Annotated in this window: 26 protein-coding genes; 9 read left to right on the forward strand and 17 right to left on the reverse strand. The window is 69.0% G+C overall.

Features of this window, described 5'->3' with window-relative positions:
* Position 1 precedes the first annotated feature (1 nt).
* The 4 genes from VHC63_10365 to VHC63_10380 are packed head-to-tail and all read right to left on the reverse strand — an operon-like array spanning position 2 to position 4,495.
* Positions 2–940, reverse strand: a complete 939-nt coding sequence (locus tag VHC63_10365) for an acyl-CoA thioester hydrolase/BAAT C-terminal domain-containing protein (GenBank protein ID HVV36994.1) — start codon at positions 938–940, stop codon at positions 2–4.
* 35 nt (positions 941–975) lie between these two features.
* Complete coding sequence (locus VHC63_10370) at positions 976–2,169, reverse strand: M20 family metallopeptidase (protein ID HVV36995.1); 1,194 nt, start codon at positions 2,167–2,169, stop codon at positions 976–978.
* Between the two features lie 48 nt (positions 2,170–2,217).
* Positions 2,218–2,529: an OB-fold nucleic acid binding domain-containing protein gene (locus VHC63_10375; protein HVV36996.1), complete on the reverse strand. Its 312-nt coding sequence runs from the start codon at positions 2,527–2,529 to the stop codon at positions 2,218–2,220.
* On the reverse strand, positions 2,513–4,495 hold the full coding sequence (locus tag VHC63_10380) for an APC family permease (protein HVV36997.1): 1,983 nt from the start codon (positions 4,493–4,495) through the stop codon (positions 2,513–2,515). Before VHC63_10380 ends, VHC63_10375 begins: the two co-directional genes overlap by 17 nt.
* A gap of 81 nt (positions 4,496–4,576) precedes the next feature.
* Between VHC63_10380 and VHC63_10385 the strand changes: the two genes are divergently transcribed.
* Both VHC63_10385 and VHC63_10390 read left to right on the forward strand, forming a co-directional pair.
* Complete coding sequence (locus VHC63_10385; protein HVV36998.1) at positions 4,577–5,710, forward strand: ATP-binding protein; 1,134 nt, start codon at positions 4,577–4,579, stop codon at positions 5,708–5,710.
* Positions 5,703–6,398 carry a response regulator transcription factor gene (locus tag VHC63_10390; GenBank protein HVV36999.1) on the forward strand — a complete coding sequence of 232 codons (696 nt, stop codon included), beginning with the start codon at positions 5,703–5,705 and terminating at the stop codon, positions 6,396–6,398. Before VHC63_10385 ends, VHC63_10390 begins: the two co-directional genes overlap by 8 nt.
* On the opposite strand, the gene VHC63_10395 is transcribed toward VHC63_10390, so the two are convergent.
* The 4 genes from VHC63_10395 to VHC63_10410 are packed head-to-tail and all read right to left on the reverse strand — an operon-like array spanning position 6,395 to position 10,130.
* Complete coding sequence (locus tag VHC63_10395) at positions 6,395–7,456, reverse strand: hypothetical protein (GenBank protein HVV37000.1); 1,062 nt, start codon at positions 7,454–7,456, stop codon at positions 6,395–6,397. The genes VHC63_10390 and VHC63_10395 overlap by 4 nt on opposite strands.
* Positions 7,453–8,559, reverse strand: a complete 1,107-nt coding sequence (locus tag VHC63_10400) for a Rieske 2Fe-2S domain-containing protein (GenBank protein HVV37001.1) — start codon at positions 8,557–8,559, stop codon at positions 7,453–7,455. Before VHC63_10400 ends, VHC63_10395 begins: the two co-directional genes overlap by 4 nt.
* Positions 8,523–9,722, reverse strand: a complete 1,200-nt coding sequence (locus VHC63_10405) for a thiolase family protein (protein HVV37002.1) — start codon at positions 9,720–9,722, stop codon at positions 8,523–8,525. The genes VHC63_10400 and VHC63_10405 overlap by 37 nt, the downstream gene beginning before the upstream one ends.
* A 12-nt stretch (positions 9,723–9,734) precedes the next feature.
* Entirely contained in the window at positions 9,735–10,130 is a 396-nt protein-coding gene (locus tag VHC63_10410; GenBank protein ID HVV37003.1) for an OB-fold domain-containing protein, read from the reverse strand.
* Between the two features lie 111 nt (positions 10,131–10,241).
* Between VHC63_10410 and VHC63_10415 the strand changes: the two genes are divergently transcribed.
* A complete protein-coding gene (locus VHC63_10415; GenBank protein HVV37004.1) occupies positions 10,242–13,739 on the forward strand; it encodes a BTAD domain-containing putative transcriptional regulator in 3,498 nt (1,165 codons plus the stop codon).
* Positions 13,740–13,752: 13 nt separating this feature from the next.
* Here the strand turns inward: VHC63_10415 and VHC63_10420 are convergent, their stop codons facing one another.
* Both VHC63_10420 and VHC63_10425 read right to left on the reverse strand, forming a co-directional pair.
* The gene (locus VHC63_10420) at positions 13,753–14,274 is read right to left on the reverse strand and encodes a metallophosphoesterase family protein (GenBank protein ID HVV37005.1); all 522 of its coding nucleotides are present in this window, start codon (positions 14,272–14,274) and stop codon (positions 13,753–13,755) included.
* On the reverse strand, positions 14,275–14,904 hold the full coding sequence (locus VHC63_10425; protein HVV37006.1) for a DUF6624 domain-containing protein: 630 nt from the start codon (positions 14,902–14,904) through the stop codon (positions 14,275–14,277). It abuts the gene before it with no gap.
* Between the two features lie 19 nt (positions 14,905–14,923).
* Between VHC63_10425 and VHC63_10430 the strand changes: the two genes are divergently transcribed.
* Positions 14,924–15,400, forward strand: a complete 477-nt coding sequence (locus VHC63_10430) for a carbonic anhydrase (protein ID HVV37007.1) — start codon at positions 14,924–14,926, stop codon at positions 15,398–15,400.
* On the opposite strand, the gene VHC63_10435 is transcribed toward VHC63_10430, so the two are convergent.
* From VHC63_10435 to VHC63_10445, 3 genes are all read right to left on the reverse strand, one after another.
* Positions 15,397–15,894 (reverse strand): methylated-DNA--[protein]-cysteine S-methyltransferase, encoded by a 498-nt coding sequence (locus tag VHC63_10435; GenBank protein ID HVV37008.1) that lies wholly within the window; start codon positions 15,892–15,894, stop codon positions 15,397–15,399. The genes VHC63_10430 and VHC63_10435 overlap by 4 nt on opposite strands.
* Positions 15,891–17,342 (reverse strand): Ada metal-binding domain-containing protein, encoded by a 1,452-nt coding sequence (locus tag VHC63_10440; protein ID HVV37009.1) that lies wholly within the window; start codon positions 17,340–17,342, stop codon positions 15,891–15,893. The genes VHC63_10435 and VHC63_10440 overlap by 4 nt, the downstream gene beginning before the upstream one ends.
* Before the next feature lie 63 nt (positions 17,343–17,405).
* On the reverse strand, positions 17,406–18,236 hold the full coding sequence (locus VHC63_10445) for a phytanoyl-CoA dioxygenase family protein (protein HVV37010.1): 831 nt from the start codon (positions 18,234–18,236) through the stop codon (positions 17,406–17,408).
* A gap of 84 nt (positions 18,237–18,320) precedes the next feature.
* Here VHC63_10445 and VHC63_10450 point away from each other — a divergent pair, with 84 nt between their 5' ends.
* From VHC63_10450 to VHC63_10460, 3 genes are read left to right on the forward strand one after another with little or no spacing between them, the layout of a single operon-like run.
* A complete protein-coding gene (locus VHC63_10450) occupies positions 18,321–19,088 on the forward strand; it encodes an SRPBCC domain-containing protein (protein HVV37011.1) in 768 nt (255 codons plus the stop codon).
* 53 nt (positions 19,089–19,141) lie between these two features.
* Complete coding sequence (locus VHC63_10455) at positions 19,142–20,332, forward strand: response regulator (GenBank protein ID HVV37012.1); 1,191 nt, start codon at positions 19,142–19,144, stop codon at positions 20,330–20,332.
* A 25-nt stretch (positions 20,333–20,357) separates the two neighbouring features.
* The gene (locus tag VHC63_10460) at positions 20,358–21,086 is read left to right on the forward strand and encodes a hypothetical protein (protein ID HVV37013.1); all 729 of its coding nucleotides are present in this window, start codon (positions 20,358–20,360) and stop codon (positions 21,084–21,086) included.
* Here the strand turns inward: VHC63_10460 and VHC63_10465 are convergent.
* The gene (locus VHC63_10465) at positions 21,083–22,231 is read right to left on the reverse strand and encodes a Gfo/Idh/MocA family oxidoreductase (GenBank protein HVV37014.1); all 1,149 of its coding nucleotides are present in this window, start codon (positions 22,229–22,231) and stop codon (positions 21,083–21,085) included. The genes VHC63_10460 and VHC63_10465 overlap by 4 nt on opposite strands.
* A gap of 50 nt (positions 22,232–22,281) precedes the next feature.
* On the opposite strand from VHC63_10465, the gene VHC63_10470 reads away from it, so the two are divergent.
* Entirely contained in the window at positions 22,282–22,653 is a 372-nt protein-coding gene (locus VHC63_10470; protein ID HVV37015.1) for a VOC family protein, read from the forward strand.
* Here VHC63_10470 and VHC63_10475 read toward each other — a convergent pair.
* From VHC63_10475 to VHC63_10485, 3 genes are all read right to left on the reverse strand, one after another.
* Positions 22,650–23,555, reverse strand: coding sequence for an ABC transporter permease subunit (locus VHC63_10475; GenBank protein HVV37016.1), 906 nt, complete (start codon positions 23,553–23,555; stop codon positions 22,650–22,652). The genes VHC63_10470 and VHC63_10475 overlap by 4 nt on opposite strands.
* Positions 23,552–24,466, reverse strand: a complete 915-nt coding sequence (locus VHC63_10480; GenBank protein HVV37017.1) for an ATP-binding cassette domain-containing protein — start codon at positions 24,464–24,466, stop codon at positions 23,552–23,554. Before VHC63_10480 ends, VHC63_10475 begins: the two co-directional genes overlap by 4 nt.
* 70 nt (positions 24,467–24,536) lie before the next feature.
* Positions 24,537–25,169 (reverse strand): TetR/AcrR family transcriptional regulator, encoded by a 633-nt coding sequence (locus VHC63_10485; GenBank protein ID HVV37018.1) that lies wholly within the window; start codon positions 25,167–25,169, stop codon positions 24,537–24,539.
* A gap of 60 nt (positions 25,170–25,229) precedes the next feature.
* Between VHC63_10485 and VHC63_10490 the strand changes: the two genes are divergently transcribed.
* A partial coding sequence (locus VHC63_10490) for an SRPBCC family protein (GenBank protein ID HVV37019.1) occupies positions 25,230–25,471 on the forward strand: 242 nt, incomplete at its 3' end.

The following is a 25,471-nucleotide window of genomic DNA, read 5'->3' on the forward strand; positions in this document are numbered from 1 at the left end:
GTTACGACGCGAGGTTCTGCCGGAGAAAGGCGACGACCAATGACCAGCCTTTCGCCCGAGCTTGGTTGTTCGCCGTCGCCGAGCCGCCCGTCCATCGATTGTGCAGCGCCGGATCCTGCGGCGGAACCCGAGGACCGAAGAGGAGGTGACCTGCGGTCTTGAATTCGATCACGCTCACGCCAGTCTTTCCGCGCTGCTCGGCGCGGGAACGCAGGGCGCGAGACATTGGGCACGATGGCCAGAGGGCGTCACGATCGCCGCACAGCAGCAACACGGGCCCCGCGATTCGCTCCACGGCGATTTCGGACTTGCGATGCTCGCCCAGACGTCGCAGGCCATCCCGGTAGACGGAGCCGATCGGCTTCCACGGACGCCACAGCGCGTACGGAAGCGCCGGGACGGGTTTTCCATTGGCCGACCACGACGAATCGGGATTCAGCGGGAAGCCCCAGTCGATCCCTTTCCACACGACGCTCGACGGCGCCGCGGCCACGACAGCCCGGACAACGTCAGGCCGGCGCGCAGCCTCCAGCAGCGCCGCTTCCGCTCCCTTGGAGTGGCCGACGAGGGCGACGCGATCCGGCAGTACCGCGGGCTGGCGGCGCAGCCAGTCCAACCCGCGGTCGAACGTCTCGAGGGGAACGCGTTCGAGTTTGGATGGTTCGTGCGGTGCGCCGAAATATGCCAGCTGCAGTACGGAAAACCCTGCCCGTCGAAACGCCCTAGCGGTTCTGGCAACGTCGTGAGACAGACCGCCCTCTGAACCGCCGAGCAGGAGGATGCCCGGTGCCGGCGCGGTACTCGCGAAGTAGTTGCCGAAGACACCAGCCTCGTTGATCCTTTGGCCGCCGCGTCCTGGGTCAGCGAGCGGTACGGCGGGTACCCACGGCTTGCGCCACCACAACAGCCCGGCGCCGACGAGAGCTACGCCGATCGCCACCGCGAAAGCCCGACGGCTGCGACGGCGAAGAACTGTCACTCGGCGGCGGCGGCTGACGCGAAGGACAGCGCGGCGGCGGCGTACACGGCCACGCCCGCGGCCATGGCGTTCTCGTCGAGGACCATGCGGTTGGAATGGTTCGGCGCCACGAAGCCGCGGTGGCCGGGAGGCATCGTGCCGAGGAACGCCATCGCTCCCGGGACCTCGTTGAGCACGTAGGAAAAGTCCTCGGCGCCCATGACCGGCGCCGGCAACCAGCGCACCAGATCGGTGCCGACGACACCGGTGGCGACGTCGCGCACGTAGCCCGCCATCGTGTCGTCGTTCACGGTGACGGGATAGCCCTCGTGCATCTCGACCTCGGCCACGCACCCGTGCGCCGACGCGATGCCCTTGGCCAGATCCTCCACGCCCTTGACCACCGCGGTGCGGGTACGCGCCGACACCGTGCGGATGGTGCCGAGCAGCAATGCGTCCTCGGGCACGACGTTGATCGTCGTGCCGGCGCGGATCTTGGCGACGGTGACCACCGCCGGGTCGAACGCGTCGACGCGACGCGTCACGTAGGCCTGCAACGCCATCACCAGCTCGGCCGCCACCGGGATCGGGTCGACCGCGAGATGCGGCATCGAGGCGTGGCCGCCCTTGCCCACGATGCGGATGGTGAAGTTGTTGGTCGATGCCATCGTCGCGCCGGGCTTCACGGCGATCATCCCGCTCGGCATCGACGGCGACTGATGCAGCGCGAACGCGGCGTCAGGTCGACCACCGACGTCGAACAACCCGTGCTCGAGCATCACCTTGGCGCCGAAGCCGCCCTCTTCGCCCGGCTGGAACATGAACACCACGCGGCCGGCGAGTTCGCCGCGGCGGTCACACAGCAGGCGCGCCGCACTGGCCAGCATGGCGGTGTGGGCGTCGTGCCCGCAGGCGTGCATGACGCCCTTGTTGCGCGAGCTGTATTCGAGTCCCGTGTCTTCGGGCATGGGCAGCGCGTCCATATCGCCGCGCAACAGCACCGTCGGGCCCGGTCGGTCGCCGTCGAGCACGCCGATCAGCGACGTGCATCCGGTTCCCTGCGTGACCGCGATCGGCAGGTCGGCGAGTTCGGCCCCGACGCGCTCCTGCGTGCGCGGCAGTTCGAGTGCGAGCTCAGGATCGGCGTGCAGCTCGCGCCGCAACGCCACCGTTCGTTCCTGGAGCACCTGTGCATCCGAGAGCAACGACATGCCCGAATCATGGCGCACTACGCGCCGACCCAACGCCGCAGGGGCGACTTAGTGGTGCGGCGCCTCCACGTGCGGGGTCGTGACGATCTCGTATTCGGGGTTCATCAGGGCGAGCTTGCCGTGGTGGGCGCCGGCGACGCCCTCGACGCGCAGCACCGTTCCGGGATGCACGCCGGCGATCTTGCGCCGACCGAGGAACACCACCGTGAGCCCACCCGTCTCGTCGACGATCGTGCACTCCAAGCTCGGCACGTCGGCCCACGGCGTGATGCGCATCGAGCGCACGCGGCCCTCCACGCAAACGGTGTCGCGCCACACGACGCTCCCGATGGCGATCCGGTCATCAGCTACGAGCGACATCAACTGGCTCCTTGGTGGAATGCGCGCCGAGGTGGTACGGCACGAACGTGACGTTGGCGTGCGCCAAACGCCCGACGGCGTCGGCGATCGAGTCGGCGGTGCGGTCGTGCAACAAGCGGTGCCAGAAACGCCGGTGCTCCAACCGGGGCACGAGCACCGACACTTCGGTGTCGCCGCCGTGGAGCGACTCGGCCACGACTTCCATGACGCTGTGCGTCAAGCGACGGTCGGGACAGTCGACCAGCTCGAGCGGCAAGCGTGTCAGGCCCAGCGCGCGCCACTCCTCGGCCAGCTGCTCGGCCTTGTACAGGTCGACGGCGATGTGCACCGCCTTGAGCTCGTCGGGGTGCAGCGTGCGGGCGTACTGAATGGCGCGCGCCGCCGCGCGATCGAGCGTGTCGACGAGCACGAGCACGACATGACGGCGCAGCACCTGCGCCTCTGCGGCCGCCTTGGCGTCCTCCTTCAGCTCTTCGGCTTCGGACTCGTACTGCTTGTTCAGCCGCACCAGCAGCGCCACCATGACCGGGACGAGTACCACGACCACCCAGGCGCCGCGGGTGAACTTCGTGATGCCGATGATGATGTCGACGACGAGCGACAGGAACGCACCCGTCCCGTTGATGAAGAGGCCCATGCGCCAGCCCTCTTCCTTCTGCGTGATGTGGTGCTTGGCCATGCCGCCCTGGCTCAGCGTGAAGCTGGTGAACACGCCGATGGCGTAGAGGCCGATCAGGTTGTCGACCTTGGCGTCGGCCGCGATGACGAGCACGATCGAGGCCGTCGCCAGGGCGATGATGCCGTTGGAGAACACGAGGCGGTGGCCGCGCTTGGTGAGCTGCCGCGGCATGAAGTTGTCACCGGCGTGGAAGCTCGCCAACCGCGGGAAGTCGGCAAAGGACGTGTTGGCCGCCAGGATCAGGATGAGCGCCGTGCCGGCCTGGAGCATCAGGTACAGGGCGTTGCCGACCGGCGAGTGCCCGTACACCGCCTTGCCGATCTGCGAGATGACCGTGGGCGTGCCCTTCTCGTAGGGAACGGTGTGGGTCTTGGCCGCCAGGATCGACAGGCCGAGGAACATGGCGCCGAGGGTGGAGCCCATGATCACGAGCGTCTCGCGGGCGTTCTTCCACTCGGGCACGCGGAACGCCGGCACGCCGTTGGAGATCGCCTCGACACCGGTGACCGCCGCGCCACCGTTGGCGAAGGCCGTCAGCACCTTGTACAGCGACGCCCCCATCAGCAGCCCCATGCCCGCGCCGCCGAAGTGCACCATGCCCGCGGCGTGCTGCGCGTGGTTCACCGGCAGCCCCCCGCCGACGAGCATGCGGTAGAAGCCGTAGCCGAGCAGGATCACCATGTCGACGATGAAGAAGTACGTCGGGATCGCGAACACGCGCCCCGACTCCTTCACGCCGCGCAGGTTGCCGTACGCGATGACCGAGATCAGCGCGACACAGATCGGCACCGACCAGGGTTCGAACACGGGGGCGGCCGACGCGATGGCTGCGGTACCGGCCGCAACCGACACCGCCACGGTGAGGATGTAGTCAGTCAGCAGTGCGACGCCCGCCACCTGCGCCGGCAGCAGGCCGAAGTTGTCGCGGGTGACGATGTAGGCGCCGCCGGCCGTCGGATAGGCCTTGATCGTCTGGCGGTACGAGAGGATCAGGAAGCCGAGGACGATCAGCAGGGCGATCGTCACAGGGACGACGAGGGCGAATGCGGCGACGCCGACCGCCGGCACGAGCACCTTGAGGATCTCTTCGGTGGCGTACGCAGACGACGACAGGTTGTCGGACGCGAAGACCGCCAGCGCCGTCGGCTTGCCGAGACGCTCGTGCGCCAATTGGTCGGTGTGGAGCGGCTCGCCGAGCATCACCCGCTTCGCGCGGTAGCCGCGCTTTTCCGGAAGGTTGAGCGGTGGCGTCGGCGGGATCGGCGTCGGCGCCTGAAGAGTCGTCACCGCGCGAGTGAATCCCACACGCTCGTAAAGAAGGCATAAGAACCTCGGTGGGCGCGCAAAGATCGCGCAAAGATCGGCGCTGTGGATGCACAAACGGGGCGAAGTCCGGCGGCGGGCGTCGGCGCGCTCGCCGGCGTCGGGCTGACCCTGGTTGCCACCCTGGCGCTGGTACCGCTGCGCGACTCGGCCAACCGCGCCACCCCGGCGCTCGTCCTCGTGATCCCCGTCCTCGTGGCCGGCGTACTCGGTGGACGCGTCGGTGCGCTGACAACTGCCGTGGCCTCGGCGCTGGCGTTCAACCTCGCCTTCGTACGCCCGTACTGGACGCTGAAGATCAACGCGGTCGACGACGCCGTCGCCCTCGTGATCTTCCTCGCCGTCGCCGCGGTTCTCGGCACCGTCGTCGCCCTCGAAGCCGAACGCCGCCGCTCGGCCGAAGCGCGCACGGCCGAAGTCGAGGCGATGCACGAGCGCTACGAGGCAATGGTGGCCGAGCGCGACGCGGCGGCCGAAGAAGCGACGAGACTCGAAGTCCTCGAACAGGTCGACGAGCAGCGGCGCGCGCTGATGCGCGCTGTCTCGCACGACCTGCGCACACCGCTGTCGACGATCCGCGCCGTCGCCTCCGATCTCCGCTCCGGCACCACCTACGACGACGCGACCCGCAACGAATTGCTCGACCTCGTCGGGGACGAAGCGCAGCGCCTCGACCGCATCGTGGCCAACTTGTTGTCGCTCAGCCGGATCGAAGCGGGCGCGCTGCACCCCGAACGCCAAGCCGTCGCCCTCGACGAACTCGTGGCCGAACGGGTGCGCCGCCTCGACCGCTTGTTCCGTCAGGTGCGCGTCCAGGTAGAACTGCCCGACGACCTTCCCCTCGTCGACGCCGACTACGTCCTGCTCGACCAAGTGATCACCAACCTGCTCGAGAACGCGGCGCGGCACTCGCCGCCGCGCTCGACCGTGCGCTTCGGCGCGCGCCAGCAGGACGACAACGTCGTGGTGTGGGTCAGCGACGAAGGGCCGGGCGTCGCGCAGTATCAGGCCGGCCGCATCTTCGAGCCGTTCCAGCGCGGCGAGGGCTCGCAGTCGAGCGGCGTGGGTCTGGCCATCTGCCGCGCCATCATCGAAGCCCACGGCGGCCACATCGAGTTGTCGTCGGTCCCCGAAGGCGGCGCCCGCTTCTCGTTCAGTCTCCCGGTGCGCCGTGGCTGACACGGTGCTCGTCGTCGAGGACGACGCCGCCATCGTGCGGGCGCTCACCGCCGCGCTCGAAGCGCGCGGTTACCGCGTCGTGTCGACGGGCGCGGGACTCGACGCCCTCGATCGGGTGGCCGCGGAGGGACCCGCCATCGTCATCCTCGACCTCGGCCTGCCCGACATGGACGGGATCGACGTGTGCCGCCGCATCCGCAGCTGGTCGACGGTACCGATCATCGTGCTCACCGCCGAGGGCGCGGAGGACCGCAAGGTCACCGCCCTCGACGAAGGAGCCGACGACTACGTGACCAAGCCGTTCTCGGTACCCGAGTTGCTGGCCCGCGTGCGGGTGGCGCTGCGGCATCGCCGGGGCACCACGCCCACGATCGACGAAGCAGTGCTCGACGTCGGCGACCTGCGCGTCGACCTCGCGCGGCACATGGTGACCGTCGCGGGCCGCGCCGTTGACCTCACGCCGAAGGAGTTCGGCTTCCTCGCCGCCCTCGCCCGCCACCCCGGGCGCGTGCTGTCGCACCGCATGATCCTCGAAGCGGTCTGGGGGAAGGGCTACGGCACCGAGACGCAGTACCTGCGGGTCTACGCGTCGCAACTGCGCAAGAAGCTCAACGAAGACCCGGCGCACCCGCGCCTGATCACCGAACCCGGCGTCGGCTACCGGCTCGTCGACCCGTCGGAGGATTAGCGCGGCGGCGGGAAGAAGCGTTCGACGATCTCGCCGAAGCGCGCCGCGATCGAGCCCGGCGGCGGCGGGCCGCACCACCACTGCTCGAACATCTCCGCCGTCGCCTCGAGCCGATTCGTCGTGGCGTACGCCGTCACCTCGCGGGCGAGCGTCGCAACGGCCACTGGGTCGCCGAATACGTGCTCGATGGTGTCGTGGCCGAAGAGTTCGCCCACCGCCCGCCGGAACTCGATCGACTCGGCGTAGCGCTCGTTCTGCCACGCCAGCTCGATCTTGTGCCACAGCTCGTGCGCCACGGTGACGTCGAGCGGCGTCCACGGCGCCGGCGCCGTGAAGCCCGTCGCGTACGTCGGCGTGCCCGCGGCCTCGCTCTGCCGGCGCCGGATCGCCGCGTTCATCTCGTCGGTGCCCGACGCGTACGCGAAGTTGGCGTTGAGGTGGATGACGCCGAGCATCGGCGCCGCCGCGCCTGCGGTCTTGCCCTCCGACATCCCGTGCGCGCTGTGGTCGAACGAGAGGGTGCGGACGTGGTCGACGGCGCGACCGAAGCGCGCCCGCACCCGCATGGTCGTGTCGACGGCGAGGGCGATCGCCTCGGCGTTGAGGTCGTCGCGCTGCGGCACTGCGGCCACGATCACCGCTCCCCCGTCGTCGGGGGCGACCTCGACGCGCGTCATCCCGCCCACGCCCGACACCAGATCGGCAACGACACCGCGCCAGCGCGACTGGCGCCGCAGGAGGGCATGCGTGCCCGGCAACAACGCGTCGAGCTCGTCGAGGAAGCCTGGGCGGGCGTTGCCGGTCAGTGCCAGCGGTGCCCGCAGACCGCCCGTGAACCCACGCGCCCTCGCCTCGTAGCGCAGCACCAACGAGGCGGAATCAAGCGTGGTGACACCGGAGGCGACGAGGTGGTCGAGCACCGCGGCCACGACGGGACGCGGCGACGTGCCGACCGTTATCGCGACGCGCTCCTCGGTCCGGCGGTAGACCGCCACCGTCGCCCCGTCGAGACTGACGACGGTCGCACCGTCGTCGTCGCGAAAGGCGAGGCCGGTCACGCCTCGAAGGTCAAGCGGTCGGCGCCCTCGACGAGATCGTCGAGGTTCGCCTGCTGCTTTTCTTCGGCGCGCTCGGCTTGGCGCAGCAGTCGCCAGATGGCCGCGCCCAGCAAGTCGAGGTCGGTCGACGCGAAGCGTTCGCCGCCGAAGCGGTCGATGTTGCGCGACTGCGCCTTCATGGCGTTCTTGTCCTGGCGCAGCACCATGCGGCCCTGGGCGTTGACGATCGGCGCCAGCACCTTGGCCGGCAGCGGGGTCCACCAGCGGAAGACGAACCAGGCGCGCGTCAGCGTCGGCGACACCGGCAGGTGGATCACGTTGTTCCAGATCTCGAGCCAGTCTTCCACGCGGTATTCGACCTGGGCCACGCACGGCATGACGAAACGATCCCAGTGCTGGAACGTCTTGTTCGCCAGCGGCCCGCCCTGGATCGGCCCGAGGCCGACGGGTTCGCCGAGAAACTCGACCTCGACGCCGCCGTCGAAGTCGCGACGCACGGCGGTGAGTTCCTTCAGCCGCTTGCCGCGGAAGATGCCCTTGTGCAGGAACGCCGTGTGGGGCACGTCGAGGGTGTTCTCCAGCGCGGCGTGCAGCGTGGCGTCGAGGTCGCACGGAAACACGACCTGGCCGACCTGCCACCGCTTGCGCCCGGCGCGCAGCAGTTGCGGCATGCGGAACGGATCGCGCGTCGGCGCCTGACCCGCCGCCGCCCACACCCACACGAAACCGTCGGCTTCGACCGCGGCGTGGTGCGACACGTTGCGCGCCGTCGCCGTTGCCGCGTCGCCTTCGTAGAGACCGGGCACGGCGCGGCACTCACCGTCGCCGTTGAAGCGCCACCCGTGGTACGGGCACTCGAGGCACCCGTCGTCGTGCACGCGCCCTTCGGACAGCGCGGCGTTGCGGTGCGGGCAGCGGTCAAGTACCGCACGCGGCGAGCCGCTGGCGTCTCGAAAGATCGCCAGCGGCTCGTCCATCAGCGTGACGGCAACCGGTTTGTTGCGTCGAAGGTCCTTCGACTGGCAGACCGGATACCAGTACTGCTTGGGAAAGGCGACCGAACGGGTCAGACGGCCACCTTCTCGAGGATGTGAATGCCACAGGCATTGCCGAGGCCGATGACGTGGGCGAGACCGACCTTGGCGCCCTCGATCTGACGGTCGCCCGCCTCACCGCGCAGGTGATGGCAGACCTCCCAGATATTGGCGATGCCGGTCGCGGCGATCGGGTGACCCTTCGACTCGAGGCCACCGGACACGTTCACCGGCGTCTTGCCGTCGCGCCACGTCGCACCCGAGTTGAAGAAGTCCGCCGCGCCGCCCTCTTCGCACAGACCGAGATTGTCGTAGTGGACGAGCTCGGCGGTGGCGAAACAGTCGTGCAGCTCGACGAGGTTGAGGTCTTCGGGACCGACACCCGCCTGCTCGTAAGCCTGCTTGGCCGCCAGCTTCGTGAGCGTGTTGACGTCGGGCAGCACCTGGCACGCCTCTTCGTACGGGTCGGTCGTCAGGATCGACGCTGACACCTTGACGGCGCGGCGCTGCTGCTCGAGCGACAGCGTCTTGAGCTTGGTGCCGCTCACGACGACCGCGGCGGCGGCGCCGTCGCAGTTGGCCGAGCACATCGGGCGCGTGTTCGGGTAGGCGATCATCACGTCGTTCATGATCTCTTCGAGCGTCATGCGCTTCGTGTACGCCGCGAGCGGGTTGAGCGTCGAGTGCGCGTGATTCTTCTCGCTGATCTTGGCGAACAGTTCGAAGGACGTGCCGCCGTACTTGTGGCCGTACTCCTGGCCGATCTGGGCGAACACGCCCGGCATCGTGTTGGTGCCGATGCGCCCGTCGGTGCCGGCGACGGAACCAAAGCGGCCCGACGGCGTGTACTCCTTCTTGTCACTGCGCGGCGCGTTGCCGCCGAGCAGGCCCGCGCCGGCGAGCTTCTCGACGCCGACGGCGAGGCCGGCGTCGGTCTCGCCCGCCTTGATCGCCATGATGGCGGTGCGCAGCGCGGTGGCGCCGGTGGCGCACGCGTTGGACACGTTGTAGACGGGGATGCCCGTCTGGCCGATCTGCTTCTGCAGCATCTGGCCCGAGTTCTGGCCCATCAGGTTGCCGAAGCCGAGGATCCCGATTTCCTTCATCGAGATGCCCGAGTCGGCGATCGCGCCGAGGGCGGCCTCGGAGGCGAGGTCGATGATGTCCTTGTCCGGGTGCTTGCCGAACTTCGTCATCGTGATGCCGAGGATGTAGATGTCGTCAGTCGCCATGTCGCTGTCTCCTTAAGAAATGGGCTCGTAGCCGAAGCCGATGGCCTCGACGCCGTCGTCGTCGGTGCCGACCAGATACGTGGCGAGGCGAACCTTCATGCCGGTCTGGACGTGCTCGGGATCAGGCTCGGTGTTGATCACGTTGCCGCGCACCGACACGCCGTCGCAGTCCACGACGCCGGCCACGAACGGCACCGGAATACCGGGCGCCGCCAGCGACACGATCGTGAACGTGCGCAAGATGCCCTCGTTGGCGATCTCCTGCATCGTGAATTCGGTGTTGGAGCACGAAGCGCAGGCGTTGCGGCGGTCGAAGAAGATCGCTCCGCACGACGTGCACTTGTGGCCCACGAGATGAGGGTTGTCGCCGAGCACCAAGTAATCGACGAGCGGGATCTGCTTAGCCATAGGCAGATCGTTGCATACCCAACGGTATGGCGCACATGCGGCGGCGGTCGCAACGCCGTTAGCCTGGCGGATCGGGGGCGGTCAATGGACTTCTTCGTACTTGGCAATCTCATGGCGGTAGGCACCGACGGCGACGTCGACCTCAGCCGGCCGGCACTGTGCGTGCTGCTCTCGCTCTTGCTGCTCCGGGTCAACCAGACGACCTCGAGTGATCGCCTGATGGAGGAAATGTGGCCCCGCGGGGTGCCCGCGTCGGGACTCGACACGCTGCGAGCACACATATCCCGCCTACGGCGAGCGCTGCGATTGGCCGAGCCGGGTGCCGAGACGACGCTGGTCAGCCTGCACGGTGGCTACCAGCTCCGCGCCGAACCCCATTCCCTGGACGCACGGAGATTCGAGGACCTGGCGAACGAGGGACACGCGCTGCTCGGCCGCGGTGCGGCCGCCCGCGCCCGCGACTCCCTCGTAGCCGCCTTGTCGCTGCACCGGGGACCGCCGTACGCGGAGATCGCCGAGCTGGACGCAACGCGGGCAGAGATCGCGCGCCTCGAAGCCTTGCGCCGAACGGCAGAAGAGGACCTGGTCGAGGCGCGGCTGGATCTGGGCGACCACCCCGCGGCGGTCGCAGACAGCGAACGGCTCGTTGCCCTCGAACCGTTGAGCGAGCGCCGCGTCGGTCAATTGATGCGATCGCTGTACGCCAACGGTCGCCAGGTCGAGGCGCTGCGGACGTACGACGCGTTCCGTCGCTCGCTCAACGAGGACCTCGGACTCGATCCTGGGCCGCAGCTGCGGCAGCTGGAGCAGGCCATCCTGCTGCAGCAACCTGAGCTGCTGGGCGCCGTCGGCCGCCGCGGCCGTGGACGCGACAGTGCCCGCCGGCCACGGAAGGCGACGGTGAACTGGCCGCCGCCGCCGCCCGGCCAGCTGGCGCGCCTGCGCCGCGGCCTCTTCGTCGGGCGCGAAGACGAACTTGGCTCCCTGCGCGCGTTCGTTGCCGAGGTTGCCGCCGGCGAGCGGCGGTTGTTCGCGCTCGAGGCCGAGGCGGGCATGGGCAAGACCCGCCTCTTGGCCGAGATCGTCGTGCCGGCGGACGCGGCGGTGCTGGGTCTCTACGCCCGCGCCGACGACGAGTTGGTCGTGCCTTACCAGCCGGTCGCCCAGGCGCTCGACTGGCTCGCCGCCGCCACGCCCGAGGGCGTGCTCGACGAACTGGACGGGTCCACGGCAGGAGTGCTGGCGACGCTGTTACCGGCCCTCGGCCGGCGACGGCCCGGGGCGACTCCTCTCGCGGCGGAACCCGAAACGGAGCGCTACCGGCTGTTCGAGGCGATCCGACTGCTCCTCGAGGGTGCGGGCCGCGACTTCGCGACGTTGCTCATCGTCGACGACGCCCACGCGGCGGACCGCGAAACCGTTCGCCTTCTTCGGTATCTCCTCGGTCACAATTCCTCGGTCGGCCTCGGAGTAGTGCTGTCTTATCGGGGTGAACTGCTCCAGCGCGACGGACCCCTGCACGCGCTGATCGACGACGCGGAACGCCAGGGTCAGCTGCGCCGGAGTCACTTACGCGGGCTGGACCGCAGCGCCGTCGAGCAGCTTGCCCGCGACGCCGCCGAGGCCGAACTACCCGCCGAGACCTTGACCAGCATCGCGACCAGCTCGGGCGGCAACCCGCTCTTCATCAGCGAGTTGCTCCACCACGTCACCGACGGTCATCTGGCTACGGGACTGCCGCCACGTCTCACCTCGACGATCGAGCAGCGGATGGAACGCCTGAGCGCGCCGTGCCGGGCGGTGCTCGACCTCGCCGCGACCGCCGGCCACGAGTTCACGCTCGCCGTTCTCGTGCGCGCTTCGGATCTGACAGAGGACGACGTGCTGCGCGCGTTGGAGGAAGCGTTCGCGGCGAACATCGTCGTGGAACTTCCGGGCCAGGTCGGGCAGTACACCTTCGCCCATCCGCTTGTCGGCGAGGTCCGCTACGCCGCCTTGAGCACCACGGCGCGGGCCCGCCTCCACCGCGAGGTGTTGCGCGCGCTCGAGGCCGACCCTGCGCCCGCGATCTCGGCGGGTGAACTCGCGCGCCACGCCGTACGCGCCGTTCCACTGCTTGAGCCGGCGAAGGCCGTCGCACTGTGCCGGCAAGCCGGGGAGGACGCGCTCGTGGTCGCCGGCTTCGACGAGGCGCGCGTCCACTTCGAGCAGGCGCTCGAACTTGTCGTCGCGTACGACAACGACGCCGCCCAACGCGCCGAGCTGTTGCTGGCGATCGGCACCGCCCAGGCGGTCTCCACGGAGGACGAACTCGCCAGCGACGTCTTTCGGCGCGCCGCCGATGCGGCGCGTGAGGCGTCGCGGCCCGATCTCCTGGCGGCGGTGGCGCTGGGATTGCGGTCCACCTACGCCGGTGAGCTCTACGGCTTTGCATCGGTCGGCTCGGCCGACACCGAACTCGTGGCGCTGCTCGAGGAGGCGTTGGCCGCGTTGCCGCCCGACGCCGAAGCGCAGCGCAGTTTGCTGCTGAGTCGCCTGGCTCAGACCCGATACTGGGACGCGCCCGTCGACCTGCGTCTCGCCTGGACCAACGAGGCCGTGGCGATTGCGGAACGTCTCGGGGATCCGCGCGTATTGGGCATCGCGCTCGTGGGCCGTCGCTACGCCACGTGGAAGGCGGGCGACGGTGAGCACCGCGCTCGCAACGCGGAGCGCCTCGTCGAGTTCGGCCGCCAAGCCGGCGCCGCCGATCTGCAGATGGAAGGCCTGCGGTGGTTGATCTTCGACCAGCTCGAAGCCGGTAACGCCGAAAGCCTCGATTCCACGGTAGAGCTGCACTACCGCCTGGCGGCCGAGCTGCGCCGCCCGGTGTATCGGGGCTACGCCGAGCTCTCTTTGGCGATGCTGGCCTTGCTGCGCGGCAACTTCGCCGAGAGCCGCTCGGTCGGCCAGCGCGCGCACGTCGTCTTGCGCGAAGCGGGAATGCGACTCGCCAATTCGCTCTACAGCGCCCAGGTCATGGTCCACAACTGGGACACCGGCGACTTGCACTCCCTCGCCGCGGAGTTGGCGGCGATCGCCGACGAAGTGACCGACCTCGCAGCGGTCGAGTGCGGGCTCGCGTTCATCTCAGCCGAGACCGGCGACCTCGACGGCGCCCGTTCGCTCCTGGCCGATCTGTCGAAGGACGGGTTCGCTGCTGTCGGGGACGACGTCAGTGCCAGCGCGGCGCTGGCCATGCTCTCGGTGGCGGTCCACCGCGTCGGCGACGCCGACGCCGCCGAGTCACTGGTCCGTCGCCTGACACCACTGGCCGGCACCAACATCGTCGTGGGTCCGCCCGCCGCAGCTTGCCTGGGCCCGGCGGACTTCTATCTCGGCTTACTGGCCGACTGCCGCGGGTCGCTGCCCGAGGCGGTGAAGCACTTCGACGCGGCGGTGCGCCTCGCCGACGGCATGGGGGCGCGTCCGATGCAAGCTCGCGCCCGGAGCGAATTCGCGGCAGCACTGAGTCGTGGCAACACCCAGCAACGCCGGCGGGCCGCCGCGCTGCGCGCCCATGCGGTGGACCTTGCGACCACGCTCGGCATGGCGGCGCTGATCAGCTGACTCGCGGCTGTGACTATACGGAGACGATCTTTGCCGCAGCCGTCTTCTTCGACAGGTCGAGAATGGCGACGGTGCCGGGGGCACTCATGGGCAGCGTCGGGCTGCCGGGATTGACGAACAGCACGCCGTCGTAGGTCACCTGCATCGGCTGATGCGTCGCCGCGAAGGCGACCACGGCCACGTCCTGCTTGAAGCGCTTGGCCAGCAGCTTGCCCATGTCGTCGGCGAACTCGATGCCGGCGTCGCCGACGGTGATCTTCTTGTCCGGCTGGGCGAGGTTGAACGTCAGGCCGACGTTCTCGACGGTGTAGACACCCGGGTCCGCCGACCCGCTGAGGTGGTAACCCTTGCGGTCGTCGGTCTGCACCATGACCGGCGCCACCTCGGCGAGGCGATCGAGGCAGATCTTCTTGCCGATGTCGCCGAGGTGCACGATGAGATCCACGCCCTTGAAGGCGCTGAGCACCGAGTCGGGCAGGTCGCTGCCGTCGTTCTTGCGGATGTGGGTGTCCGCGACCAATCCGATCTTCTTCATTTAGGGGCCCCTCCGGATGATGCGCACCCCGCCGGGGTGGGCGCAGAAGTCGGCGGCGAGCTTGTCGTAGGCCGGCATGCCGATCTGGCGGCGCAGCGCCAACGCCTGCTCGGGATCCTTCACCGGCGTGATCGGTCGGGCGTGCCCGTCGACGCACTGCCATTGCGTGCCGTACGTCTGCGGTTCTCCGTGGGCCACTTCCACCATGTCGATCACGCGGGCGTAGACCTCGTCGGGCTTCACCTTGGCCTGCTGCATCAGGTCGACGGCGTGGGCCTGGAAGTCGGTGTCGGCCGAGCGTTCCACGATGCTCAGGGCTGCGTGCACCGCCTCGCTGCCGACCTGCTGCTCGGTGGGCCACCCGTGGGCGTCGAGAATCGCCTTGAGCTTGGTGGTGTTGGCGGCGTCGAGGGCCAGCGCGTCTTTGCCCTGATTGCGCAGCAGGTCCTGGATGTCGGTGACCGACGGCGGGCCGACGCGAACCTCCGTCTTGTTCAGTTTGTCGACGGCGCGCTGCATCGAGATCAGCTGATGTGCGGTCGCCGGATCCGTGATCGGCGGGCGAATCACGAGCGCCACGACCGCCGCCACCACGACGACCACCGCCACGGTTGCCCAATGGGTGCGCACGGCGAGCAAACTAGCGGTGATGTTTGACGACCTGCTCGCGGCCAATCGCCGCTACGCCTCCAAGTTCCACGACTCCGGTGTCCCCGGGTCCGCCGCCAAGGGGCTGGCGGTGCTGACCTGTATCGACTCCCGTATCGACCCCCTCGCCATGCTCGGGCTGATCCCCGGCGACGCCAAGATCATCCGCAACGCCGGCGCCCGCGTGACCGACGACGCGCTGCGCTCGCTCGTGCTGGCCGTGAACCTGCTCAACGTCAGCCGCATCTGCGTCGTGCAGCACACCGATTGCGCGATGTCGAAGTCGACCGATGACGAGATTCGCTCGAAGATCGGCGCCGGCGACGATTTCGCTCCGTTGGCGATGACCGACCAGACGACAGCGTTGAAGGAAGACATCGACAAGATCCGGGCGTCGAAGTACGTCCCGTCCTCCACCGAGATCGGGGGCTTCCTCTACGACGTGCGCACCGGCGAGTTGCTTCCCGCCGAGATCTAGCAGAGGCGTTGCGCGCCCTCGAGGGCGAGCAGGAAGCACTTGCGGTCGAGGCCACCGCCGTACCCACCAAGGGTGCCATCGGACGCGATCACGCGGTGGCACGGCACGATGATGGCGATCGGGTTCTTCCCGTTCGCCGAGCCCACGGCCCGCTGGGCGTTGTGCGCACCGATCTCGTCGGCCAACTCGGCGTACGAACACGTCTGACCGTACGGAATGCGTCGCAGCGCGTCCCACACGCGCTGCTGGAACTCGGTGCCGTGGAGGCGCAGGCTCACGTCGAAGTCGTGCAGGTCTCCCTCCCAATACGCCTTCAACTGGTCGACGACGTCGCCGAACGCGTTGAGGTCCTGGGGCCAGTAGGCCATGTCGCCGGGCGCGTGCCGCTGGTCGTGCATGACAAGGCGCGTCAGCGATTCGTCGTCGCCCGCCAGCGTGATCGGCCCGATGGGCGTGTCGAGCGTGCGGGCGCGGGTGATGGTCGGTCGGTTCATGTCTCGCCTTTCATGTTGGCGGCCCAGAGGTAGTGCACGGCGTAGGCCCGCCACGGTCGCCAGTGGTCGTGCGCGTACGCCGCGACGTCGCCGGCGAGGCCGGCCGCACGCGCGCCGGCGAGCACGCCGATGTCGGTTGCCGGAAACGCGTCGGGATCACCGAGGCCGCGCATGGCGATCATCTCGGCCGTCCACGGTCCGACGCCGGGCAGCGCCAGTAGTTGGGCGCGGGCCCGCGTCCAGTCGGCGCCGGCGTCGAGGACGACGGAGCCGTCGGCCAGCGCCGCGATCACGTTGGCCAGCGTGCGCTGGCGCGCGGCGGGGATGCGCAGCGTCGTCACGTCGAAGCTCCCCAGCTCGTCGAGCGACGGAAACAGGTGGGTGAGCCCGCCGGCCGGATCGGCGATCGGTGTCCCGCACGCGGCCACCAGGCGCGCCGTGTGCGTGCGCGCTGCGCCGAGCGACACCTGCTGACCGAGCACGACGCGCACCGCCGTCTCGTGCTCGTCGGTCGTGCGGCGGATGCGGATGCCGCGATGCTTCGCCACCAGTTCGCGCAACACCGGATCGGCGCCGAGGGCGTCGTCGACCGCTTCGGGGTCGGCGTCGAGATCGAGCAGGCGCCGGCAGCGGGCGATGGCGGTGGTGAGGTCGCGCACGTCGTCGAGGATCAAGCGGCACGCGATGTAATCCGGCGTGGGGGACAGCTCGGCGATGCAGTTGCCGTGGGGTAGCCGCAGCGAGCGGCGGTACGCACCGTCGCGGAACTCCTCCACCCCGGGCACACCGACGGACACGAGCCGGCCGAAGAGCGGGTCCGCCGCGTAGGGCTTGCGGAAGGGCAGCCGAAACGTGAGGGTGCCGGGGGCAGTGATCGTCTTGCGCTTGCGGGCCTGTTGACGCAACGCCGTCGGCGTTCCGTCGAACACGGCGCGCACGGTGTCGTTGAACTGCCGGATGCTGGCGAAGCCGGCACCGAACGCGATCTGGCCGAAGGGCAGTTCCGTCGTCTCGATCAGCAGCCGCGCCGTCTGGGCGCGCTGGGCCCGCGCCACCGACAGCGGGCCGGCGCCGACTTCTTCGTTCAGCAATCGTTCGAGTTGGCGCGTCGAGTACCCGAGACGGGCGGCGAGCCCGGTGACGCCTTCGCGGTCGACCACGCCGTCGCTGATGAGACGCATCGCCCGCGACACCAAGTCGGTGCGCAGGTTCCACTCCGGCGAGCCGGGCGACGCATCCGGGCGGCAGCGCTTGCACGCCCGGAACCCGGCCTGCTGCGCCGCGGCCGCCGTGGGATAGAAGCGGATGTTGCGCTTGTAGGGCGGGCGCACCGGGCAACTCGGCCGGCAATAGATCTTGGTCGTGAGAACGGCGGTGACGAACCAACCGTCGAAGCGGGCGTCTTTCGACTGCACCGCCCGGTAGCACCGCTCGAAGTCCTCGTGCACTCCTGCACTGTGGCAGGTTGGCGCCCGCGCCACTGGCGGAAATCCGACATCAAGGTCGGCGCCCTACACGGTGACGAATTTGCCGTCCGCGATGACGGCGGGGGGTCCGCTGGGCGCGTTCACCGCCGCGCGGTACTGCTGGACCCAGGGCCACTGCACCGGGGTCGCGCGCCGCCAGGGCATCACTTGGAACTCGGTGGCGAAGGCGAGCCGGTCGCGGTCAGTGTCGTTCGGCGCGGTGTAGTGCAGCGTCAGGTAGTGGTGGAACGTGCAGCCGCCCGCCGGGAGCGGGCAGGGCGCCGCGAGCGACGGGTCGACGCCGTCCACTTTGAGGAGGTTGCCGGACGGGTCGCCTTCGAAGCCGTGGTAACGCAGGCCGCTGCGGTGCGAACCGGGGATGAACTGCATCGCGCCCTGCTCGACCGCCACGTCGTGGAGCGGTAACCACGCGCCGACGGCGAGATAGTCCAACTCGGGTTCCCAGTACGCCTGGTCCTGATGCCACGGCGCCGGGCGCCGGCTGCCGGCCTTCTTGTTGATCATGTGGCCCCACGTCGTCACCTCGGACTCGGGCACCCCGAGAAACGCGGCGGCGAAGTGGCGGGCGTTGCGGCGGAATGTCGTGTCGAGCAACTCGGGGATGCGCAGCTCGGGGCCGATGCACTGGAGAATCTGCGCCGGCAGCGTCTGGTCCGGCTGGCGGCCCGCCTCGAAGACCGGCGTGCCCGCGTTGTCCTCCATCACGCCGCAAAACACGTCGGTCAGCCACGCCAACTCTTCGGCGGTCGTGATCTGCGGCACGACGAGGTAGCCGTTCTCCGCGAAGAAGCTGACGTCCTCGGGCGTGGGCCGCACGTCGAGGTCGGATTCCGGCGGCGCGCCAAAGCGACTCATGCCGCGCACCTTACAAGAGTTCAGATACCGACGGTATCGATAATTCCATTGACATGTGACCATTAGGTCACATATTGTGGCGGCATGGAGGAGGACGTCTACCGGGCGATCGCCGACCCGACCCGGCGGGCGTTGATGGACGAACTCTTCCAGCGCGACGGGCAGACGCAAGGCGAACTCGAGGAGCGGTTCGACATGAGTCGCTTCGGGGTGATGAAGCACCTCAAGGTTCTCGAAGAGGCGCACCTCGTGGTTACGCGCCGGCGCGGTCGGGAAAAGCTGCACTTCCTCAACCCGGTGCCGATCCGCCTGATGTACGAGCGCTGGGTCAGCAAATACGCCGAGCCGTGGGCGGCGACGCTCACCGGCCTGAAGACCGAACTGGAGACGACCATGGAAAAGGTCTACGAGATCTACATCCGCACCACGCCCGAACGTTGCTGGGAGGCGATCACCACGTCGGCCATTCGCGGCAAGTACACCTTCGGCAACAGCTTCACCGAGGACTTCACCCCCGGCGCCCGCTACGAGATGAGCAACCCCAAGGCGGGCCTGCTGGCCGAGGGCGAAATCGTCGAGTGCGACCCGCCGCGCAAGCTCGTGCAGACGATGCGGGCCCTGTGGGGCGAAGACGTCGCCGCCGAAGGTTTCTCCCGCGTGACCTGGGAACTCGAGCCCATCGGCCGCGACAGCGTGCGCGTCGTGATCACCCATGACCAGCTGCGCGAGGGCGCCAACGACCAGATCTACGGCGGCTGGCCGATGATCCTGTCGGGCCTCAAGACCTGGCTCGAAACGGGCGAATTGCTGACCACGCCGGGCTCGCTGATGTACGTCGACAACGCGGGGTGAAAAGGACTTAGGTCCCTCACAGATTTGGGCCGGTTGGCCGATCGGGCTTTCCGATGAGCCGAGTCTTGTTTGTCGACGATGAAGCCGCGGTGCTCGACGAACTCGAGGACCTCTTCAAGCCGCAGCGCTTGGTCTGGGACCTGGAGTTCGCCGTTGGGGCCCGCGCCGCCCTCGACGCGATGGCGAAGTTGCCGGTCGACGTGGTCATCGCCCACCGCCGGCTGGCCGCGCCCACGGGTCGCGAGTTCCTCGCCGAGGCACGGGTGCGGTTCCCCGATACCGCCCGCGTGATGCTGGCCGAGCATTCCGACCATGACGACCTCGCCCACACCATCGGCCTCGCGCACCAGTTCGTCCTCCAGCCCTACATGCCCGACGAGCTCATCGACGCCATCCGCCGCGCGCTGCGCCTGCGCGATCAGGTCGGCACGCAGAAGGTGCGCTCCGAGATCTCCGACATCGCCATGCTGCCGACGCCGTCGCCGGTATTCGCCAACCTCCTCAGAGCTATCGAATCGCCCAACGGCGACGCCCACACCATCGGCCAGATCGTGAGTCACGACGTCGGTCTCACCGCCAAGGTGCTGCAACTCGTGAACTCGAGCTATTTCGCTCCCCGTACGCGCATCACGTCAGTCGACAACGCCGTCGTGCGTCTCGGATCCTCCGTCATCCGCACGCTGGCGTTCCTCGACGAAGTTCACCGCGACATCAACGATCCGTTGCCCGTGCAGTTCTGGGTCGCGGAGCTCGCCAGCCACACCTACGAAGTCGCCGACCTCGCCCGCCAGCTGGCTCCCCGCGAGTTGGCGGACGACGCGTTCTGCGGCGGTTTGCTGCACGAGTGCGGCCAGCTCGTGTTCGCCCGCTGCCGCCCCGACATGTTCTGCGCCCATCTCGACGAGCGCGTCGACGCCAACCGGTCGCTGGCCGAACTCGAGCGCGAGGCGTGGGGCGTGACCCATGCGCAGGCGGGCGCATATCTGCTCAACCTGTGGGGCTGTCCCATTGACGTGATCGACGCCGTCGCCCATCACGACGACGACGAGCTATCGCGCAACGACCGCGTGCAGGTCGTGCAGGTGGCGCACCGTTTGATCGAAGCGACGGGCACGTCGCTGTGCGGCCGGCCGCATCCTGAGCCGACGGACTTCCGCTGGCTCGACTACAGCGACTTCGCGGAGCCGGCCTACGCCTGGCTCGACGCCCGCACCACCGCGATCGCCACGCCCGTCAGCGCGTAACCGCCAGCCGCTACCGTCGGCGGCGATGCTCTTCGTTCACGAGGTTCACCGCGTCGCCGGGAAGCAGGAACACCGCTTCGAAGATCTCTACCGCGACTGGGCGGCGCTGCTGGCCAAAGGCGACGGCGCTCGCTTGTTGTGGTTCATGCACCAGGGTCATGGCACCGGCCCGGCGTACGTGTTCGTCACCGTGACCGCCGTGGCGTCGTCAGCCGCGCTCGACGACCTCAACGGCCGGCGCCGCGCCGGTGGCGACCTGCACGCGTGGACCGCCGAGGTCGACGCGCTGCGCTACGGGTCGGTGGCCAAGGTGCTCGAGCCGGCGCCGTTCTCGCCCTTGCAGTCCGTCGACCTGGCGTCGGTGCCGGCGGTCGGTGACTGTGAGAGCGCCGACGGTTCGCTGCCGCTGTTCATGGAAGACACGGCGTGGCCCCATCCGGGTCGCTTCGACGACTACCTCGAGAAGGCGGGCACGCTCTACGTGGAAACGCTGCGGCGCGCCAACGAACGGTTGAACGGCCACGGCCTGCTCGAACTCGTCGCCGCCTTCATCCCCCGCTACGGCAGCGGCGTGCACCGCGAGATCGTGCTGTGGCAGCGGGTCGCCAATCAGGCCGGACTGCTACCGCTGCTCAACCGCGAAGTACCCGACGCCTACAAGCAACCGGGGAGTTGGATGATCGACGCCCTCGAAGTGCGCGATCAGTGGGAGAGCCGGCTACTGCGCGTGTCGGGTTGGTCGCCGCTCGGCTAGCCGAGCTCGCGGCCGTACGTATTGAACAGGTCGATCGACTCGGTCGGGTCCAGCGGCCACCACGGCGGACCAACCGATCCGTCGATCGACCGCGGGTCGACCGGCGACCGCTTGTTGCTCGCCTGGTAGACGGCGAAGCACAACTGCAACGCGGCGATGGCGGCGTCGGGCGTCATGTCGACGGGCCGGGTACCGGCGACGAGCGCGTCGACGAAGTGACGTGACGCGCCGCGAAAGCCGGTGAGCCAGTCGGCGTCGAGGGCGTCGTAGTTCGTCTGCGTACCGTCCTTGGCGTAATGGACGACGGGCGCAAGGTCGAGCATTTCGCCCGTCGCCCGCGTCACCCAGATGAAGCCTTCGGTGCCCTGGATCTCGAAGAACTCGTCCGCGCCGTAGTAGCGGCTGCGAATGAACATGTCGGGGGAGTAGGTCACCTCCATCATCCCGAGCAGACTCGGGCGTTGGTATTCCCATATCGCGGCGGTGGGCGCCTCGAAGAACACCGGGGCGCGGCGCACGATCGCCTGTACTGACGTGATCGCTTGGTCGAAGAGCCAAATGCCGACGCCGTACTTGTGGATCACGTCGTCGAAGAGGTGGCCGCCCGGGCTCTTGTCGTTGAAGCGCCACTCGTAGCCCTCGGGTTCGAGGTTCGCTTGGAACGCGGTGTCGGTCGTGCCCACGACGGTCTTCATGCGCAACATCGTCGGGATGCCGATGGCGCCCGACGCGATCAGTTCCTTCGCCTTCACCAGCGGCGGGTAGTGGAGGAAGCACTCGCTCACGCGCAGCACCACACCTCCGGCGTCGGCGGCGTCGCGCATGGCGCGCGCGTCGCTGACGGTGTTGGCGATCGGCTTCTGCACGCTGACGTGCTTGCCCGCTGCGATCGCCGCGAGGACGTGGTCCTTGTGCATGTGCGTCGGCGTGAGAATTTCCACGGCGTCGATCTCGTCGTCGGCCAGCAGCGCGTCGAGCGACGTGTACACCTTGGCCACGTTCCATTGCGCTGCCATGGCCCGCGCCTTGTCCTCGCGTGGATCGCACAGCGCCACCACGTCGCAGTGCGGGTGTTCCAGATAGCCGGCGACGTTGAGCGGCGCGATGTTGCCGATGCCGACGACCCCGAGACGAACGCGCTCCATCAGTTGGCCAGGGCCGTGACGGTCATGGCGGCCGATGGTAAGACACGGCCGTGCGCATCACTCGGGTCCTCCACGCCAGCGTGAACGTCGGCGGCGACGTCGACACTGCGCAGGCGTTCTACCGCGACGTGCTCGGCCTCGACCCAGCGTGGCGACCCACCATCGCCGGTGTGCCCGGTGCGTGGTTCGACGTCGGCGCCGTGCAGCTCCACGTCGTGGGCAGCGAGCCGTGGCCCGACGGCATCGATCCCGGCGCCCATCACGTGTGCTTCGGTGTCGACGACCTCGACGCCGCGGTCGCCGAACTCGACAACGCCGGCATCGCCCACATCCAAGGCAGCCAGGACCACCACGGGACCATCGTGCGCCAGGTGTGGTTCCGCGACCCGGCGGGCAACGTCGTCGAATTGCAGCAGGACTAGGCGACGTCGCGGCGCACGAACGTCGTGCCGCTCGTCACCAGCAGACCCGCGGCGACCGCCAGCAGGAACATGCCGGCGCCGAACACGCTGCGGCCGCTCACGCCCGCACCGCTCGGGTCCCCCGTCAGGAAGGCGATCACGTTGCCCAGCAGCAGCCAGGGGCGCCACCCTTCCAGGGCGGTGCCGACGATGTTCTCGAGCACGATTACGTAACCGAAGCCAAGACCCAGAGCGGCGGCGGTGCTACGGCCGAAGGTTGCCAGCGTGAAGCCGATCGTGGTGGTGGCGGCCACCAAGCCGAGCCCGCGCAGCATCGCGCCGGCAATCGACGCGTTCGTCGGTTGCCCGGTCAGCGGACCGCCGTGCGCGGCGAGCGCCGGCAGCATTGCCACCCACAGCAACCCGAGCGTCGCCGCCGCCCAGGTGATGGTGACGGCGAGCGCGGCCGCCGCCTTGGCGGCGAACAACCGCCACCGCGTGGGACTGAACGTGAGCGACGTCGTCATGCCCCGCGACGTGAACTCGGCCCCGACCAGTGAGGCTCCGAGCACCCAAGCGATCAGGGCGGCGATGCCGGCGCCACCCTTCACGAAGTTGCCGATCTTCTGACGATAGAAACGGGGGTCGTGCACCACGTGGCGCACCGGCGCATCGCACGCGTGCGGCGAGCCGCGGCCCTGCGACGCCTCGTACAAGCACTTCACCGACTCCGCCTCGGAGCGAGCGTCGGCTTGGCGCGCCGCGTGGATCTTGGCGTCGATCGCCGCGCCGTTGGCTGACGACGACAGCGTGAAGCAAAGCACGCCGGTCGACGCCACCGCCGCGAACGACAGGAGCGCGACGACGCGCACGATACGGCGGCTCAGCGCGCGCCGGACTTCGGAGCGAACGAGCGCGGTCACGACGCGGCCTCCGTGATCTCGAGAAAGACGTCTTCCAAACTGACCGAGTCAGGCCGGAGCTCCAACGGCCAGATGCCGCGCGAACCGAGCTCGCGGGCGACGGTCGGCGCATCGGCTTCGACGGGCATTACCCGCAGGTAGCCGTCGACTTCGTCGGCGCTGATGCCGGCGCTGTGGAGCGCCTTCAGCGCCAGGCGTGCGTTGGGCACCCGCACGAGCGTCGCCCGCGTCGCGCCCTGCGCCAACACGTCGTCCACGGTGCCGGCGCGCACGACGCGGCCGCGCGCCACGATCGCCACCCGGTCGCATGTCTGTTGCACTTCCGCGAGCTGGTGACTCGAGACGAAAACGGTGCGGCCCTCGTCGCCGAGGCGACGCAGCAGGTCGCGCATCTCGCGAATGCCGGCGGGGTCCAGACCGTTGGCCGGCTCGTCCAGCACGAGCAGCTCGGGGTCCTTCAACAGGGCGATGGCCACGCCGAGGCGCTGTCGCATGCCGAGCGAGTAGCCCCGCGCCGCGTCGTCGGCCCGGTCAGCGAGTCCGACGATGTCGAGGACCTCGCCGACGCGACGGTGTGACACGCCCGCGGCGGTCGCCAACACGCTCACCGCCTGGAGCGCCGACAGCCCGCCGTTGACGCCCGGCGCCTCGACCAGCGCACCGATGCGCCCGACGACCGCCGGCAGCCGTGCCGGCACCGCGGCACCGAAGAGGCGGATGTCGCCGCTCGTGGGTCGCGCCAGGCCGAGCAGGCAGCGAATCGTCGTCGTCTTGCCCGACCCGTTCGGTCCGAGGAAGCCGAACACCCCACCCGCGGGCACGTCGAGGGAGAGGTCGTCGACGGCCACCACGTTGTGCCGCATCCCCCGGACGATTTTGCGCAACGACCGGACCTCGATCACATTCGTCATGCACCGACGATGCGGGACGCGGCGCGGCGCCACAATCGGGATCGACCCTGAGAGGGCTCAGGTATCGCCCTTAGGGGCGCGCCCGCCGCTTCGGCGGAAACAGCGCCGGCAGCGCCGTGAGGAGTTCCCGCAGGAGCGGGCTGAAGCGCCCTTCACCCCAGGCCACGTCGGGCTCATTGGCCAGCGTCTGGCCGATCACGCCGCTCACCATCACCGACAGCGTCCACACCGCGTGGTCGGAATCCGCCGCCGGGCCGAGTTCGCCGACGCGGACGGCGTCGTGCAGGGCGGCGCGCTGCAGCTGGACCATCTCGACGCTCGGCGCCATGGCCTCGGGCGACGGCTCGAAGCGCGGCACCGGTCGCCAGAACAGCAGCTGCGCCACACCGGGATGCGCCAGGCACCATCGTCCGCTGGCTTCGAGGCCGGCGGCGAGCGCGGTGAGGCCGGGAGTGGCCGACGCCATCGCGTCGCGCATGGCCTCGAGGTGCGACTCCATGGCATGGGCGAACAGGGCGTCGTAGATCGCCAGCAGCGAGTCGAAGTACTTGTAGACCGACGGCGGCTTCACGCCGAGGCGGCGAGCGACTTCCGACAGGCTCAGCCCGTTGACGCCCTCGACGTTCATCAGGTCTTCGGCGATGGCGAGGATCTCCTCGATCGTCTCCTGTCGCCGGCGGCTTCGGCGGTCGATCGACGTCATGTAGCGATGATAGCAAAAGATTTGCTTGACAGCAAAAGCTAATGGTCTTAGCTTACTCGCATGCCACCGAAAAATCAGCGTTTCTGGTTGACCACCGACAGCGTCACCCTCGACATCGCCGCCGACCCCGACACGCTCTACGCCATGGTGTCCGACTTGCCCCGCATCGGCGAGTGGAGCCCGGAGTGCGAGCGCGTGGAGTGGGACGGCGACGTCACCGAACCCGTCGAGGGCACTCAGTTCGTCGGCTTCAACGCCGTGGGTCCGGGCCGGCGCATCCGGTACCAACGCCACGGCACCGT

This window comes from Acidimicrobiales bacterium (assembly GCA_035546775.1).
Lineage (GTDB): Bacteria > Actinomycetota > Acidimicrobiia > Acidimicrobiales > JACCXE01 > JACCXE01.

Bases quoted from the DNA above. Each gene is read 5' to 3' on its own strand.
- VHC63_10370 (HVV36995.1), bottom strand. From the start codon at position 2,169: ATGTCGTTGCTCTCGGATGCACAGGTGCTCCAGGAACGAACGGTGGCG.
- VHC63_10405 (HVV37002.1), bottom strand. From the start codon at position 9,722: ATGGCGACTGACGACATCTACATCCTCGGCATCACGATGACGAAGTTC.
- VHC63_10410 (HVV37003.1), bottom strand. From the start codon at position 10,130: ATGGCTAAGCAGATCCCGCTCGTCGATTACTTGGTGCTCGGCGACAAC.
- VHC63_10450 (HVV37011.1), top strand. From the start codon at position 18,321: ATGGAGGAGGACGTCTACCGGGCGATCGCCGACCCGACCCGGCGGGCG.
- VHC63_10465 (HVV37014.1), bottom strand. From the start codon at position 22,231: ATGGAGCGCGTTCGTCTCGGGGTCGTCGGCATCGGCAACATCGCGCCG.
- VHC63_10445 (HVV37010.1), bottom strand. From the start codon at position 18,236: ATGAGTCGCTTTGGCGCGCCGCCGGAATCCGACCTCGACGTGCGGCCC.
- VHC63_10375 (HVV36996.1), bottom strand. From the start codon at position 2,529: ATGTCGCTCGTAGCTGATGACCGGATCGCCATCGGGAGCGTCGTGTGG.
- VHC63_10420 (HVV37005.1), bottom strand. From the start codon at position 14,274: ATGAAGAAGATCGGATTGGTCGCGGACACCCACATCCGCAAGAACGAC.
- VHC63_10480 (HVV37017.1), bottom strand. From the start codon at position 24,466: ATGACGAATGTGATCGAGGTCCGGTCGTTGCGCAAAATCGTCCGGGGG.
- VHC63_10430 (HVV37007.1), top strand. From the start codon at position 14,924: ATGTTTGACGACCTGCTCGCGGCCAATCGCCGCTACGCCTCCAAGTTC.
- VHC63_10455 (HVV37012.1), top strand. From the start codon at position 19,142: ATGAGCCGAGTCTTGTTTGTCGACGATGAAGCCGCGGTGCTCGACGAA.
- VHC63_10435 (HVV37008.1), bottom strand. From the start codon at position 15,894: ATGAACCGACCGACCATCACCCGCGCCCGCACGCTCGACACGCCCATC.
- VHC63_10415 (HVV37004.1), top strand. From the start codon at position 10,242: ATGGCGGTAGGCACCGACGGCGACGTCGACCTCAGCCGGCCGGCACTG.
- VHC63_10460 (HVV37013.1), top strand. From the start codon at position 20,358: ATGCTCTTCGTTCACGAGGTTCACCGCGTCGCCGGGAAGCAGGAACAC.
- VHC63_10485 (HVV37018.1), bottom strand. From the start codon at position 25,169: ATGACGTCGATCGACCGCCGAAGCCGCCGGCGACAGGAGACGATCGAG.